Raw genomic sequence first — 14,503 nt, forward strand, 5'->3', positions numbered from 1 at the left:
GGCTGGAAGTTCGTTGCCTTACCTAATATTTTACCTGCACTTGAGACTTGGGCGATCTCGGTGACTCCGCGTAGGGGACGCTCAGGCGCTGCGCCTATGGTGTGACCCAGCAATCGGTCCACCCTGCCCCTCGAAGGACATCGATGCCCGCCAAGAAGAAATCCCGCCGCACGCGCCTCCTTGTGATGGGGCTCGTGATCCTGCTCGTGGCGGGCATCGGCTACGGGTCGTACTGGAGCGTCGACACCGTCCGCGCGTCCTTCCCGCAGACCACCGGTACGTTGAAGCTCGACGGCCTCTCCAGCCCCGTCCAGGTCAAGCGCGACAGCAGCGGCGTCCCGCAGATCTACGCCGACACCGCCGAGGACCTGTTCCGCGCCCAGGGCTTCGTCCAGGCGCAGGACCGCTTCTACGAGATGGATGTGCGCCGGCACATGACCTCGGGCCGGCTCTCGGAGATGTTCGGCAGCGGTCAGGTCGAGACCGACGCCTTCCTGCGCACGCTCGGCTGGCGCAAGACCGCGCAGGAGGAGTACGACCACCAGCTCTCGGCCACGACAAAGAAGTACCTCCAGGCCTACTCCGACGGCGTCAACGCCTACTTGGCGAACCACAGCGGCTCCTCGCTGTCGGTCGAGTACGCCGCCCTGAAGTTCGAGAACGACTACAAGCCCGAGAAGTGGACCCCCGTCGACTCGGTCGCCTGGCTCAAGGCCATGGCCTGGGACCTGCGCGGCAACATGCAGGACGAGATCGACCGTTCACTGCTCACCAGCCGCCTGAGCTCCCAGCAGATCTCCGACCTGTACCCGGACTACCCGTACAGCCGGAACGCCCCGATCGTCGACAGCAGCTCCACCACGAGCACGACGAGCACGACCGGGACCAGCGGCACCGGCACGACAGGCACAACGGGCACCACCGGCACGACGAGCACCGGCACGTCCGCGACGACGGCGTCCGCGACCACGACGTCCGCCTCCACTGCCGCCTCCAACGTCGAGTCGCAGCTCTCCGCGCTCTCCAACACCCTCGACGAGATCCCGTCCCTGCTCGGCCCGTCCGGCAGCGGCATCGGCTCCAACTCCTGGGTCGTCTCCGGCAAATACACCACCACGCACAAACCCATGCTCGCCAACGACCCGCACCTGGCCCCCCAGATGCCGTCGCTCTGGTACCAGATGGGCCTGCACTGCAACACCGTCAGCAGCGCCTGCCCCTTCGACGTCGCCGGCTACACCTTCTCCGGCATGCCAGGAGTCGTCATCGGCCACAACCAGGACATCGCCTGGGGCATGACCAACATGGGCGCCGACGTGACCGACCTCTACCTCGAGAAGGTCACCAGCGACACCTACCTCTACGACGGCAAGCAGCAGAAGTTCGCCACCCGCAAGGAGACCATCAAGGTCGCCGGCGGCGCCAGCCACACCATCACCGTACGAACCACCAACAACGGCCCGGTGATCTCCGACCGCGACTCCGAGCTGCTCAAGGTCGGTGACAAGGCGCCGGTCGGCAGCTCCGCCCCCGACCGCGGCAACGGCTACGCGGTCTCGCTCAAGTGGACCGCGCTCACCCCCTCCAAGACCATGGACGCGGTCTTCGAGATCGACACCGCCACCGACTGGACCCAGTTCCGCGCCGCGGCAAAGGACTTCGCCGTCCCGTCCCAGAACCTCATCTACGCCGACACCCAGGGCAACATCGGCTACCAGGCCCCCGGTCAGGTCCCCATCCGCGCCAAGGGCGACGGCCGTTACCCGGCACCCGGCTGGGACTCCAGCTACCGCTGGACGGGCTACATCCCGTACAGCCAGATGCCGACCGAGTACAACCCGACGAGCGGCTACATCGTCACCGCCAACCAGGCTGCCGTCGACCAGAGAAAGTACCCCTACCTGATCACCGAGGACTGGGGTTACGGCACGCGCAGCCAGCGGATCAACAACCTCATCAAGTCCAAGATCAAGGACGGTGGGCTCATCTCCATGGACGACATGCAGGAGATGCAGAACGACAGCAGCAGCGAGATCGCCAAGCTGCTCGTCCCCATCCTGACCAAGATCGACATCAAGAACGACAAGAACGACTACGTCCGCGACGCCCAGAAGCTCCTGGAGACCTGGGACTACAACCAGGACTCGGACTCCGCCGCCGCGGCCTACTTCAACGCGGTCTGGCGCAACACCCTCAAGCTCGCCTTCGGCAACAAGCTCCCCAAGGAACTACGCCCCGTGGGCCAGTGCCTCACCGTCCCGGCCACCGACCAGTCCGGCCCCGTCGACGACCTCAACGGCAAGGCCAAGCTCGTACGCGAATGCGGCGAACGCGCCCCCGACCAGGCCCAGCCCGACGGCGGCGACCGCTGGTTCGAGGTGGTCCGCTCGATCCTGAACGACAAGACGAACGAGTGGTGGATCTCGTCCCCCACGGCCTTCTACGACAAGAACAGCGACAAGCAGCGCACCACCCGCGACGAACTCCTCGCCCAGGCCATGAAGGACGCCCGCTACGAGCTCACCGCCAAGCTCGGCAAGGACATCGACACCTGGAGCTGGGGCCGCCTCCACAAGCTCGAACTCAACAACCAGACCCTCGGTACCTCCGGCCCCTCCGTCGTCAAGTGGCTCCTCAACCGCGGCCCCTGGAACGTCGGCGGCGGCGAGGCGGCAGTCAACGCCACCGGCTGGAACGCGGCCGGAGGCTACGACGTCGTCTGGGTGCCGTCCATGCGGATGGTCGTCTCCCTCGCCGACTTCGACAAATCCCGCTGGATCAACCTCACCGGCGCCTCCGGCCACGCCTACAGCGCCCACTACTCCGACCAGACCACCAAATGGGCAAGAGGCGAGCTCCTGCCATGGGTCTTCTCCGAGAAAAAGGTCGAGGCGTCGACGTCGGACACGCTGGCGCTCACGCCGTAGACCGGCCCGTCCGGGGTCCGGGGTCCGGGGGCGAGGCCCCCGGACCTCAGCCACCCGGACGCCGGAAGCGCGTCACGCCCTCCGGCGTGACGACCGCGTCGACAGGACGGTCGTGCGCCTCGGCCGGCACCCGCTCCAGCACCTCGTGCCCATACAGCAGCACCACCAACGCCGCCCCCGCCCCCGCCGCCCCCAGGCGGCCCAGCACGCGGTCGTACGACCCTCCGCCCCGCCCCAGCCGCATCCCCCGACCGTCCACCGCGAGCCCCGGAAGCAGCACCACGTCCGCCTCCGTCACCGCGTCCACCCCCAGCCGCGGGCCGGCCGGTTCGTACAGCCCACGCGGCGACCGCTCCAGCCCCTCGGGGCCGCCGTACACCGCCCAGTCCAGATCGTTGTCCTCCAGGAGCACCGGCAGCAACACATGCTCCCCACGCTCCCGGAGCACCTCGAGCAACGCCCGTGTCCCGGGCTCACTCCCGATCGACACATACGCGGCCACCGTCCGTGCGCCGGCCAATTCCTCCAGCTCAAGAGCACGTTCCGAGATCGCCCGCGCTGCCCCCGCCCGTTGCTCCGCCGTCAACGCAGCTCTCACCCGGAGGAGATCAGCTCGCAACACGGACTTGTTACGGTGGTCCTCACCCATTTGGCGCACAATCCCCGCCTATCCCCATCAAACAACCGGAACTTCATCTTCACCTCATACACACGGGTTATGGTGCAGAGCATGACTCACGCGCGTACTCGGATCAGCAAGGCTGTCATCCCTGCGGCGGGCCTTGGCACCCGCTTCCTGCCGGCCACCAAGGCGACCCCCAAAGAGATGCTCCCGGTCGTCGACAAGCCCGCCATCCAGTACGTCGTCGAGGAAGCCGTCTCGGCCGGTCTCTCCGACGTCCTCATGATCACCGGCCGGAACAAGCGGCCGCTCGAGGACCACTTCGACCGCAATTACGAGCTCGAGCAGGCCCTCACCCACAAGGGTGACGAATCCCGCCTCGCCAAGGTCCAGGAGTCCAGCGACCTGGCCACCATGCACTACGTCCGCCAGGGCGACCCGCGCGGCCTCGGCCACGCCGTGCTGTGCGCCGAGCCGCACGTCGGCGACCAGCCCTTCGCGGTCCTGCTCGGCGACGACCTGATCGACCCGCGCGACCCCCTGCTCTCGCGCATGATCGAGGTCCAGGAGGAGCACGGCGGCAGCGTGATCGCCCTCATGGAGGTCGACCCGAGCCAGATCCACCTCTACGGCTCCGCCGCCATACTCCCGACCACCGACCAGGACGTGGTCCGGATCACCGACCTGGTCGAGAAGCCGGCGCCGGGCGAGGCCCCGTCCTCGTACGCCGTGATCGGCCGCTACGTACTCGACCCGTCGATCTTCGGCGTCCTGAACAAGACCAAGCCCGGCCGTGGCGGCGAGATCCAGCTCACCGACGCGCTGCGCGAACTGGCCCAGGAAGGCGGCCCCGACGGGCCGGTGCACGGGGTGGTCTTCCACGGCCGCCGCTATGACACCGGAGACCGGGGCGACTATCTGCGTGCGATTGTCCGACTGGCATGCGAACGTGATGACCTGGGACCGGACTTCCGGTCCTGGCTTCGCCAGTATGTCAACGAGGAGATGCAAGCTTGAGCAGTACGGCGCGTGGCACGGCTGACCGCGTCTGGTCGGTTTCCGAACACCTCGACAACATCCTGCGGCAGCTCCAGCCGCTGGAGCCGATCGAGCTGCAACTCCTCGATGCGCAAGGGTGCGTCCTCGTCGAGGACGTCACCGTCCCGGTCGCGCTGCCGCCCTTCGAGAACAGCTCGATGGACGGCTACGCGGTCCGCACCACCGACACCGAGGGTGCGACCGACGAGCACCCGGCCGTCCTCACCGTCATCGGCGACGTCGCCGCCGGCGCCGGCGAGCTGCCCACCGTCGGGCCCGGCGAGGCCGCCCGCATCATGACCGGCGCCCCGCTGCCGCCCGGCGCCGAGGCCGTGGTCCCGGTGGAGTGGACGGACGGCGGTACGGGTTCCCCGGCCCCGGCGATCGGCATGCGCGCCGCAAGCGCCGAGCCGGCCGGCGCCGAGGTCCGGGTCCACCGCCCGGCCGCCCCCGGCCAGTACGTACGGGCCCGGGGCAGCGACGTCGCCGCCGGCGAGCTGGCCCTGGAGGCCGGCACCGTCCTCGGGCCGCCGCAGATCGCGCTGCTGGCCGCCGTCGGCCGCGCGACGGTACGGGTCAGGCCCCGGCCGCGCGTCGTGGTGATGTCCACCGGCAGCGAGCTGGTCCCGCCCGGCGAGGCCCTGGCCCCGGGCACCATCCACGACTCCAACAGCTTCATGCTCACCGCCGCCGCCCGCGACGCCGGCGCCCTCTCCTACCGCGTCGGCGCCGTGGTCGACGACGCCGAAACGCTCCGGACCACCATCGAGGACCAGATCATCCGCGCCGACCTCCTCGTCACCAGCGGCGGCGTCAGCGTGGGCGCGTACGACGTGGTCAAGGAGGCGCTGGGCGACCAGATCGACTTCCGCAAGCTCGCCATGCAGCCCGGCAAGCCCCAGGGCTTCGGCTTCGTCGGCGGCGAGCGCGAGACCGAGGGCGAAAGCCGCACCGCCCGCATCCCCCTGCTGGCCCTCCCGGGCAATCCGGTCAGCTCGTACGTCTCCTTCGAGCTCTTCGTACGCCCGGCCATCCGCACCCTCATGGGCGTCGAGCCCGTCCACCGTTGCTCCGTACGCGCCGTCTGCGAGGGCGGCGTCACCTCGTCCCCCAAGGACAAGCGGCAGTTCCTGCGCGGCTGGTACGCGGACGGCCGCGTCACCCCCGTGGGCGGCGCCGGATCGCACCTGGTCAAGGCCCTGGCGCACGCGAACGCGCTGATCGTCGTCCCCGAGGACGTGGTCGAGGTGTCGGACGGCGCCGAGGTGGACGTGGTACTGCTCGACTGAGCCGGTACGGTGGCCCGGTGACCGAGCAGCAACGACATCTCACGCACCTTGACGAGGCCGGCGCGGCCCGCATGGTCGACGTCTCCGGGAAGGACGTCACCGCCCGCACCGCCCGCGCCACCGGCCGGGTCCTCGTCTCCCCCCGGGTCGTCGAGCTGCTGCGCGGTGAGGGCGTCCCCAAGGGCGACGCCCTCGCCACCGCCCGCATCGCCGGCATCATGGGCGCCAAGCGGACGCCGGACCTCATCCCGCTCTGCCACCCGCTCGCCGTCTCCGGCGTCAAGGTCGACCTCGCGGTCGCCGACGACGCCGTCGAGATCGCGGCGACCGTGAAGACCACGGACCGTACGGGCGTCGAGATGGAGGCCCTGACCGCCGTCACCGTCGCCGCCCTCACCGTCATCGACATGGTGAAGGCCGTCGACAAGGCCGCCGTCATCACCGACGTACGGGTCGAGGAGAAGACCGGCGGCAAGTCCGGCGAGTGGGTGCGTTCCGCGCCGACGGGCGGTGCGAGGTGACCGCCTCGGCGCAGCCGTACCGCGCGCTCGCGATCACGGCGTCCAACCGCGCCGCCGCAGGCGTCTACGAGGACCGGGGCGGCCCCCTGATCGTGGCCGCGCTGCAAGGGCTCGGCTTCGCGGTGGACGGCCCGCAGGTCGTGCCGGACGGCGAGCCGGTCGCCGTCGCCCTCCAGGCGGCGGTGACCGGGGAGTATGCGCTCGTGGTAACCACCGGAGGTACCGGCATCTCGCCCACCGACCGCACACCGGAGGTCACCCGGAGCGTCCTGGACTACGAGATCCCGGGCATCGCCGAGGCGATCCGCGCCGCCGGTCGGGAGAAGGTCCCCACGGCCGCCCTCTCACGTGGCGTCGCCGGGGTCGCCGGGCGCACCCTGGTGGTGAACCTTCCGGGATCCACCGGCGGCGTCAAGGACGGCCTGGCCGTACTCGCTCCCCTCCTCGCCCACGCCGTCGACCAGATCCGCGGCGGCGACCACCCCACGTCCGGGCACACCTCTGGGAGACCAAGCTGAACGGGTCCTGGCCTGCCGAACTGGCGGACGGGGACGTCCTCCTCCGCCCCATAAAGCTGCGCGATCAGCGCGCCTGGCGCGAGGTGAACCGCCGCAACCGCGACTGGCTCCGCCCCTGGGAAGCCACCGTGCCCCCCGCCCCGCCCGGCCACCTCACCCAGCGCCCCACCTACCGCCAGATGGTCCGCCACCTGCGCGCCGAGGCCCACGCCGGCCGCATGCTGCCCTTCGTCATCGAGTACCAGGGCCGCCTTGCCGGCCAGCTCACCGTCGCCGGCATCACCTGGGGCTCCATGTGCTCCGCCCACATCGGCTACTGGGTCGACGAGGCCGTCGCCGGCCGCGGCGTCATGCCCACCGCCGTCGCCCTCGCCGTGGACCATTCCTTCCGCCATGTCGGTCTGCACCGCATCGAGGTCTGCATCCGCCCCGAGAACGCCCCCAGTCGCCGCGTCGTCGAAAAACTCGGATTCCGCGAGGAGGGCCTTCGCCCCCGCTATCTCCATATCGACGGCGCCTGGCGCGACCATCTGGTCTTCGCCCTCACGGCCGAGGAGATCCCGGAAGGGCTCCTCACCCGCTGGCACCAGGCACGACCTGGTACACACCAAAAATAAGATAAACGTTCGAAAGAAAGCGCATCCTGGACCACAATCACAAAAAAGTTTCGACGTATCAGCCAGATCGTGCGACACACCGCAGCAAATTGCGTATGGCCCTGGCCTTATCCCCCTACCGTGTGAAGCGTGAGCAGCAGCGGCCTCATCTACGCAGTCATCGTCGGGGCCTGGGCTGCCTACTTGGTGCCAATGTGGCTCCGTAGGCAGGACGAGCTCAACGAGGCCCGTCCGACGGAACGCTTCAGCACCGCCATCCGGCTCCTGTCCGGACGGGCGGCGATGGAGCGGAAGTACGCCAAAACGCGCGACGAGCACGACGACGACAAACCGGCAGCCGAGCGGCAGCCGGACCAGCTGGACGCGGAACCGGAGGAGCCGGTCGACGTCCGGTCCCTCGCCGTACCCGCGACCCAGGCCAAGTCCCCGGCCAAGTCCCCGGTCCCGGCGCCGGTCCCGGTCCCGGGGCAGCGGAAGGCGAAGGTCCCCACCCCCCGGGCCAAGGTCCTGGCCCGCCGCCGCCGCACCACCACCCTCCTCTTCCTGGCCTTCACCGCCGGCGCCGTCGTCGCCGCCGTCGGCGGCCTCGCCCTCCTCTGGGCCCCGGCCGTCCCCGCCGTCCTGCTCACCCTCTACATCGGCCACCTCCGCTCCCAGGAACGCCGCCGCTTCGAGGTCAAGCTCGACCAGCGCCGCGCCGCCGACGCCGCCCAGCGCCTCCGCGACCGCCCCGCCCACCCCGAGCCCGCGCCCGAGCCCATCCCCGTGCCGGAGCAGCCCGCGGCCGCGGACCGCCGCGCCCTCGTCGAGCAGACCGACCACGCCGAGTGGGTCGACCAGCAGCGCGCCCCCTCCGAAGACACCTGGGAAGTCCCCGCCCCCCGCCCCACCTTCGCCACCGCCCCCGTCACCCGCCCCCGCCCCCGCGACCGCGCCCCCCGCGGCACCCCCCTCTTCGACCAGTACTCCAACCCCGACCGCCCCCGCGCCGCCAACGAGTAACCCCCTCCCCGGCCCCCGGCCCTCCCTGGCCTGACCACCCCGCCGGAGATGCTAAAGTTTTCCTCGTTGCAAGGGCCTGTGGCGCAGTCCGGTAGCGCACCTCGTTCGCATCGAGGGGGTCAGGGGTTCGAATCCCCTCAGGTCCACAGCAGCTCAAAGCCCCCGGCGGAGTGATCCGCCGGGGGCTTCTTCGCGCCGTACCGCATGGGAGTACTGCGAGCCGGTCAGCCCAGGTGCTCGTGCCGCATTTTCCACATCCCGTCACGCCTTACGATCACGTTCGTGCCCCGCCCCTGGCCGGTCCGCGTCCGCCCGGCCACTGTTCCCCGCCAGTGGAAGCGATAGCGGCACACGGCGTGGTCTGCCGTGACAACGACCCACTCAAGATCTCTGACCTCGTACACCTCGTCCTGGATCGCTGAGAAGGTCCGCGCGATCGCCCCTGTGATCTCCTCAAGGCCCTCGTAGGAGCCGTCGGAGAACCAGTAGGTGGCGTCGTCCGCAATCAGCGGTACCACACGATCGATGTCGTGGCTGTTGTTCGCCTGTTCGTACCGCGACATGAACCCGGTGAGCTCGGCTGCAAGATCTGACATCAGGTGGACCCTCTCCAGCGCAGAAGCGCCCGCCAGAACCCACTGACGAGCGAGGCCACAGATCATTGCCGAAGCGGACCGCTACCGGCGGCGGTTCGTCGTCGAGTGGTTCCGACTCGGCCTCGCAGGTGATGCACAGGGCGGAGCTTTCGCCGGGTCGGCGAAGTGCGGGACGCCGAGGCCTGCATCCGAAGGTGAACGCAACCGCTCCCCGGCCGCGGGTGGGCGGCCGGGGAGCGGGGGGTTGTCGCCGGGGGGTCAGCCGGTGTAGGCGGCGAAGGTGCGGGTGAAGTCCCAGGCGGCTTGGGAGACGCCGGAGCAGGTGTCGTCGTTGGGGTAGGCGCCGGAGCAGGGGCGGTCGCGGTTGGCGGACCAGAAGGTGAGGCGGGCGAGGTGGTGGGTCTGGGCGTAGCTGAGGATGGTGCGGAAGTCGGCGACGGTGACGGTCTCGTTGGCGTCGGTGATGCCGTTCATCGAGGAGATGCCGCTGTGGCGGTATGCCGTGTCGTCGGTGTAGCCGTAGGCGGTCTTGAGGGCGTTCTTGAGGCCGTCGGTGGCCTGCATGGTGAGGTTGCCCATGTTCTGGCCGGCGGCGCCGAAGTCGAAGGGCATGATGGTCCAGCTGTCGACGGTGAGGCCGGAGGCGGCGACCTTGTTGATCAGGCTGGTGTCGGGGCCGGTCGTGCCGCTGCCGATGGTGACGTACTCGACGATGCCGGGGTTGTTGGTCTTGATGATCTTGAGGGCGTCGACGGTGCGCTGCTGGACGGTGGAGTTGCTGTAGGCGTCGGCCTCGATGTCGATGTCGATGGCCTTGAGCCCGTAGGCGTTGATGACCTGCTGGTAGGCGCCGGCGAGTGCGGAGGCGCTGGTGCAGGAGGACTCCAGCTTGTTGCCGCTGTAGCCGCCGAAGGACGGGACGACGTCGCCGCCGGCCGCCCGGATCTTGTTGATGGTGGTCTGGTCGACGCCGCCGGTCAGCGGACGGCTGCCGTCCCACTGGGGGGTGCAGGTGCCGTTGCTCAGCACGAAGGCGAGGGTGAACCACTTGACGCCGGTGGCCGACATGATGGTCGTCGGGTCCGGCGGGTTGCCCCAGCCGTTGTAGATGTACGGGGCCACGGCCTGCACCGCGTTGGTGGCGGGCGGCGTGGTGGTGGGCGGCGTGGTGGTGCTGCTCGGCGTGGTCCACTTCTGGTTGGTGCCGCCGCTGCAGGACCAGATCTGGAGTCTGGTGCCGTTGGCGGAGGTGTTGCCGGTCGCGTCAAGACACTTGCCCGTCGCCGGGTTGACGATGTCCTTCGCGGAACTGATCGACCACTTCTGGGCGTTGGTGCCGTTGCAGTCGTAGAGCTGGATCTTGGTGCCGTCGGCGGTACCGGCGGAGGTGATGTCCATGCACTTGCCGAGGGCGCGCAGGGTGCCGTCGGAGCTCACGGTCCACTGCTGTGCGCTGGTGCCGTTGCAGTCGTAGAGCTGCACGGCCGTGCCGTTGGTGGTGCTCGCACCGGCTATGTCTATGCATTTGCCGCCGATGCCGGTGATCGGTCCCGTCGGGTCGGCGGCGGAGGCCTGGGTGACGCCGAGGGCGGCCAGGGTGCCGGCGGCGAGGGCGGCGGCGAGGAAGGTCGCGAGTTTTCTCATCAGCCGGTCACGGTCCATTTCTGATTGGCGCCGCCGGTGCAGGTCCAGATCTGGAGCCTGGTGCCGTTGGCTGAGCTGTTGCCGGTCGCGTCAAGACACTTGTTCGCCGTCGGGTTGACGATGTCGTTCGCGGAACTGACGGTCCATTTCTGCGCGTTGGTGCCGTTGCAGTCGTAGAGCTGGATCGGCGTGCCGTCGGCCGTACCGGCGGAGGTGATGTCCATGCACTTGCCGAGGGCGCGCAGGGTGCCGTCGGAACCGACCGTCCACTGCTGTGCGGCGGAGCCGTTGCAGTCGTAGAGCTGCACGGCTGTGCCGTTGGCGGAGTTGGCACCGGCCACGTCGATGCACTTGCCGCCGAGGCCGGTGATCGGATGGCCGACGGCGGTGGAGGTGTCGCTGGTGGTGACGTGGACGTAGTCGATGGTGAGTTGCTGCGGGAAGGACGTGCTGCTGTCGGGGTCGCCCGGCCAGTAGCCGCCCACCGCGAGGTTCAGGATGATGTAGAAGGGGTGGTCGAACACCCAGGTGTTGCCGCCCAGGTCGGCGGGGGTGCGGGTCTGGTAGACGATGCCGTCGACCGACCAGGAGATGGAGTTGGGCGACCAGTCCACCGCGAAGGTGTGGAAGGCGTCGGAGAAGCTCTGCCCGTTCGGGAGGGTGTATCCGGCGCCGATACCGGCCGAACCGGAGTAACCCGGGCCGTGGATGGTGCCGTGGATGGTGCCGGGCTCGTAGCCGACGTTCTCCATGATGTCGAGCTCGCCGCTGTTGGGCCAGCCGACGGTGCCGATGTTGTTGCCGAGCATCCAGAACGCGGGCCACATGCCCTGGCCTCGCGGCAGCTTCATACGGGACTCGAAGTGGCCGTACGCCTGGGTGAAGGTCTGCGCGGTCGACAGCCGGGAGGAGGTGTACGTACAAGTGCCGTACCAGCACTGGTAGTTGGCCGGGTTCTCCTTCTTGGCGGTGATGACCAGGTTGCCCTGCCCGTCGAGCGCGGGGTTGTTGGTGCCGCTGGTGTAGTACTCGCGCTCGTGGTTGTTGACGTTGTCGCCGGTCTCGGGGCGCCAGTTGGAGCTGTTGACGGGAGTGCCGGCCGTGCCGTTGAAGTCGTCGGTGAAGGTCGCGGTGGCGGCGGCCGGGGCGAGCGCGGGCGCGTTCGCGGCCTGCGGGGACGGGGCCTGCTGGAGCCAGCCGCAGAGCAGCAGGGTGGCGGCGGCCAGTAAAGCGAGGGGACGTATACGTCGGGTGGGGGGTGATGCCGACATGCCGGACTCCTTGGTGGGGACGTCAGAGATCAGCGAGAAGGCGTGCACCTGACAGACGGGACACTGCAGGACACTCTGGGGGCTTCTCTCACGGCTTAGTTCAGGACGTGATTTAAGTGCCGGGGGTGATGGGCGTCAATACTTCTGCAAAGGTCTATACCTTATTGTTGTCACGTCGCGCCGGGCTCCGGATGCCCGGGAAGGCAGTAACGGCACGTCAGGGCCGGGTGCCGCCGCGGGAGGCCACGGAGCCGCCGCGAGTGACCACGGAGCCGCCGCGAGCGGCGATCGAAGCCAGTGCCTGCGCCGCTCCGGTCAGCGGCCGCGCCTTCGGGAACACCAGACGCAGGACCCGCGTGAGGTCGAGGCCGAGCACCGGGACGGACACCAGCCTGGCGTCGGCGAGTTCCCCGGTGACGGCCAGTGAGCTGAGCACCGCCGGGCCCACGCCTTCTGCGACGGCGGACTTGATCGCCGTGGTGGAGGACAGTTCGAGGATGGGCGCCGCGAGGACGCTGTCGGTGGTCCGCCGCAGCGCGCGTTCGAGATAGCGCCTGGTGCCGGACCCGTGCTCCCTGCTCACCAGGGGCGTGGCCGCCAACTCCTCGGTGGTGATGCCGGAACGCCGCCGCGCCCACGGATGCCCCGGGCTCACGATCACCGTCAGCGTGTCCCGGGCGACCGTGCGGGAGCGCAGGCCGTCCGGTACGTCCGGACCCTCGATGAAACCGAGGTCCGCCGTGCCCGCCAGGACGGCGGCGGCGACATCGTCGGAATTGCCGGTCGTCAGCGCGACCGAGGTGGTCGCGGCCGAGGCATGGAAGGCCGCGAGCCAGTGGGGCACGAGGTATTCGGCGACTGTCAGACTGGCCGCGACCGACAGACGGCTCTCCAGCGTCTTGCGCAGGGAAGTGATGCCCGCGTCCAGAGCGACGGCGGCGTCGATGGCCGTACGGGCCCAGTCGGCCACCAGCCCGCCCTCCTCGGTGAGCCGGGAACCCCGCGGGGAGCGCTCCAGCAGGGGCACGCCCAGCAGGTGCTCCAGGTTGCGGATCCGGCTGCTGGCGGCGGGCTGGGTGACGCCATGAGCACGAGCGGCGGCGCCCACGCTGCCCAGCCGCGCGACGGAGAGCAGCAGATCGAAGGCGGCCAGGTCACTGACACGGCTCGGCATGGGCATAAGCCGAGCCTATGACCCCATCGCGGATTGGCGCCTACCGAGGCTGAAAGCCCAGGACAACGCTGTAGGCATGACCAACGGAACGATGACCAAGAGCACCCTTGCCCCGCCGAGGCCCGCATCCCGGCCCGCGGCGCGGCTGCCGCTGGGACTGCTCGGCGAGCTGGACCGCCCCTCGGACATGTTCCGGAACCTGGGCCCCAACTGGTACGCGTCGATCATGGGGACCGGCATCGTCGCCACCGCGGCTGCCACCCTTCCGGTCCACATGCCGGGACTGCGTACGGCCGCGACCGTCGTATGGGCACTGGCCGCCGCCCTGCTGGTGGCGCTCACCGCCGCCTGGACCGTGCACTGGGTCCGTTACCGTGCCCAGGCCAGGGCCCATGCCGACAACCCGGTGATGGCCCACTTCTGGGGTGCGCCGGCGATGGCCCTCCTCACGGTGGGGGCCGGCACCCTGACCCTGGGGCGGGACTGGATCGGCCTTCCGGCCGCGCTGGGGGTGGACACGGTGCTGTGGTCGGCTGGCACCCTGCTCGGTCTGGTCACCGCCGTGTGGATCCCCTACCGCGCGATGACCAGCCACTCCGTTGCCCCGGACGCGGCGTTCGGCGGCTGGCTCATGCCCGTCGTGCCTCCCATGGTGTCGGCCTCGACCGGCGCCCTGCTCGTGCCCTTCGCGACCGCCGGACAGCTGCGGCTCACCCTGCTGCTCGCGTGTTACGCGATGTTCGGCATCAGCCTGTTCGCGAGCGTCGTCATCATCACCCAGATCTGGGCCCGGCTGGTCCACCACAAGGTCGGCCCCGCCGCCATGGTCCCCACCCTGTGGATCGTCCTCGGCCCGCTCGGCCAGTCGGTCACGGCAGCCAACCTCCTCGGCGGGGTCGCCCACACCGCCCTCCCCCGGCCGTACTCCACCGGGGCGCAGGTCTTCGGCCTGCTGTACGGAGTGCCCACCTGGGGCTTCGCCATGATGTGGCTGGCCCTCGCCGCCGCCATCACGGCCCGCACCGCACGCCGGCACCTGCCCTTCTCGCTCACCTGGTGGAGCTTCACCTTCCCCGTCGGCACGTGCGTCACCGGCACCACCGAGCTGGCCCTGCACACCGGATCGGCGTTCCTTCGGTGGGCCGCCGTAGCCCTCTACGTCCTTCTCGTCATCGCCTGGCTCACCGTCGCCCTGCGCACCGCCCGCGCCTCCGCCCGCGGCAGCCTCTTCTGTCCCCGGGCCCCGGCCGTCTGACCACGCCGAAACGGGGCACGTGGAGCGTG

Annotated in this window: 13 protein-coding genes and 1 tRNA gene; 9 read left to right on the forward strand and 5 right to left on the reverse strand. The window is 69.7% G+C overall.

Going from position 1 to position 14,503, the window contains the following annotated elements:
- The first annotated feature begins 143 nt into the window (after window positions 1-143).
- On the forward strand, window positions 144-2,927 hold the full coding sequence (locus ACFXJ5_RS12325; RefSeq protein WP_384630279.1) for a penicillin acylase family protein: 2,784 nt from the start codon (window positions 144-146) through the stop codon (window positions 2,925-2,927).
- A 46-nt stretch (window positions 2,928-2,973) separates the two neighbouring features.
- Here the strand turns inward: ACFXJ5_RS12325 and ACFXJ5_RS12330 are convergent, their stop codons facing one another.
- Window positions 2,974-3,576 carry a 5-formyltetrahydrofolate cyclo-ligase gene (locus tag ACFXJ5_RS12330; protein WP_384630280.1) on the reverse strand — a complete coding sequence of 201 codons (603 nt, stop codon included), beginning with the start codon at window positions 3,574-3,576 and terminating at the stop codon, window positions 2,974-2,976.
- An 81-nt stretch (window positions 3,577-3,657) separates the two neighbouring features.
- Between ACFXJ5_RS12330 and galU the strand changes: the two genes are divergently transcribed.
- From galU to ACFXJ5_RS12365, 7 genes are all read left to right on the forward strand, one after another.
- Window positions 3,658-4,566, forward strand: a complete 909-nt coding sequence (gene galU / locus ACFXJ5_RS12335) for a UTP--glucose-1-phosphate uridylyltransferase GalU (RefSeq protein ID WP_384630281.1) — start codon at window positions 3,658-3,660, stop codon at window positions 4,564-4,566.
- Window positions 4,563-5,876, forward strand: coding sequence for a molybdotransferase-like divisome protein Glp (gene glp / locus ACFXJ5_RS12340; protein WP_384630282.1), 1,314 nt, complete (start codon window positions 4,563-4,565; stop codon window positions 5,874-5,876). Before galU ends, glp begins: the two co-directional genes overlap by 4 nt.
- A gap of 71 nt (window positions 5,877-5,947) precedes the next feature.
- Window positions 5,948-6,397: a cyclic pyranopterin monophosphate synthase MoaC gene (moaC, locus tag ACFXJ5_RS12345; protein ID WP_384630357.1), complete on the forward strand. Its 450-nt coding sequence runs from the start codon at window positions 5,948-5,950 to the stop codon at window positions 6,395-6,397.
- Complete coding sequence (locus ACFXJ5_RS12350; protein WP_384630283.1) at window positions 6,394-6,915, forward strand: molybdenum cofactor biosynthesis protein B; 522 nt, start codon at window positions 6,394-6,396, stop codon at window positions 6,913-6,915. Before moaC ends, ACFXJ5_RS12350 begins: the two co-directional genes overlap by 4 nt.
- Window positions 6,912-7,532, forward strand: a complete 621-nt coding sequence (locus ACFXJ5_RS12355) for a GNAT family N-acetyltransferase (protein ID WP_384630358.1) — start codon at window positions 6,912-6,914, stop codon at window positions 7,530-7,532. Before ACFXJ5_RS12350 ends, ACFXJ5_RS12355 begins: the two co-directional genes overlap by 4 nt.
- Window positions 7,533-7,661: 129 nt before the next feature.
- Window positions 7,662-8,534 (forward strand): divisome protein SepX/GlpR, encoded by an 873-nt coding sequence (gene sepX, locus ACFXJ5_RS12360; protein WP_384630284.1) that lies wholly within the window; start codon window positions 7,662-7,664, stop codon window positions 8,532-8,534.
- 72 nt (window positions 8,535-8,606) lie between these two features.
- Window positions 8,607-8,680: transfer RNA gene (locus ACFXJ5_RS12365), tRNA-Ala, on the forward strand.
- A gap of 78 nt (window positions 8,681-8,758) precedes the next feature.
- Here ACFXJ5_RS12365 and ACFXJ5_RS12370 read toward each other — a convergent pair.
- The 4 genes from ACFXJ5_RS12370 to ACFXJ5_RS12385 form a co-directional block, all read right to left on the reverse strand.
- Complete coding sequence (locus ACFXJ5_RS12370) at window positions 8,759-9,196, reverse strand: YybH family protein (protein ID WP_384630285.1); 438 nt, start codon at window positions 9,194-9,196, stop codon at window positions 8,759-8,761.
- A 192-nt stretch (window positions 9,197-9,388) separates the two neighbouring features.
- Entirely contained in the window at window positions 9,389-10,774 is a 1,386-nt protein-coding gene (locus ACFXJ5_RS12375) for a ricin-type beta-trefoil lectin domain protein (protein ID WP_384630286.1), read from the reverse strand.
- Window positions 10,774-12,045 (reverse strand): ricin-type beta-trefoil lectin domain protein, encoded by a 1,272-nt coding sequence (locus tag ACFXJ5_RS12380; protein ID WP_384630287.1) that lies wholly within the window; start codon window positions 12,043-12,045, stop codon window positions 10,774-10,776. Before ACFXJ5_RS12380 ends, ACFXJ5_RS12375 begins: the two co-directional genes overlap by 1 nt.
- A gap of 217 nt (window positions 12,046-12,262) precedes the next feature.
- Complete coding sequence (locus ACFXJ5_RS12385) at window positions 12,263-13,225, reverse strand: LysR family transcriptional regulator (protein ID WP_384630288.1); 963 nt, start codon at window positions 13,223-13,225, stop codon at window positions 12,263-12,265.
- A gap of 70 nt (window positions 13,226-13,295) precedes the next feature.
- Here ACFXJ5_RS12385 and ACFXJ5_RS12390 point away from each other — a divergent pair, with 70 nt between their 5' ends.
- Entirely contained in the window at window positions 13,296-14,474 is a 1,179-nt protein-coding gene (locus ACFXJ5_RS12390; RefSeq protein ID WP_384630289.1) for a TDT family transporter, read from the forward strand.
- The last annotated feature ends 29 nt before the right edge of the window (window positions 14,475-14,503 follow it).

The sequence above is a fragment of the Streptomyces sp. NPDC059373 genome, assembly GCF_042751495.1.
Taxonomy (GTDB): domain Bacteria; phylum Actinomycetota; class Actinomycetes; order Streptomycetales; family Streptomycetaceae; genus Actinacidiphila.

What these genes read in the sequence shown, in the direction of transcription:
- ACFXJ5_RS12330 (WP_384630280.1), bottom strand. Translation starts at nt 3,576, where the DNA reads ATGGGTGAGGACCACCGTAACAAGTCCGTGTTGCGAGCTGATCTCCTC.
- ACFXJ5_RS12380 (WP_384630287.1), bottom strand. Translation starts at nt 12,045, where the DNA reads ATGTCGGCATCACCCCCCACCCGACGTATACGTCCCCTCGCTTTACTG.
- ACFXJ5_RS12375 (WP_384630286.1), bottom strand. Translation starts at nt 10,774, where the DNA reads ATGAGAAAACTCGCGACCTTCCTCGCCGCCGCCCTCGCCGCCGGCACC.
- galU (WP_384630281.1), top strand. Translation starts at nt 3,658, where the DNA reads ATGACTCACGCGCGTACTCGGATCAGCAAGGCTGTCATCCCTGCGGCG.
- moaC (WP_384630357.1), top strand. Translation starts at nt 5,948, where the DNA reads ATGGTCGACGTCTCCGGGAAGGACGTCACCGCCCGCACCGCCCGCGCC.
- ACFXJ5_RS12390 (WP_384630289.1), top strand. Translation starts at nt 13,296, where the DNA reads ATGACCAACGGAACGATGACCAAGAGCACCCTTGCCCCGCCGAGGCCC.
- ACFXJ5_RS12370 (WP_384630285.1), bottom strand. Translation starts at nt 9,196, where the DNA reads ATGATCTGTGGCCTCGCTCGTCAGTGGGTTCTGGCGGGCGCTTCTGCG.
- ACFXJ5_RS12325 (WP_384630279.1), top strand. Translation starts at nt 144, where the DNA reads ATGCCCGCCAAGAAGAAATCCCGCCGCACGCGCCTCCTTGTGATGGGG.
- ACFXJ5_RS12385 (WP_384630288.1), bottom strand. Translation starts at nt 13,225, where the DNA reads ATGCCCATGCCGAGCCGTGTCAGTGACCTGGCCGCCTTCGATCTGCTG.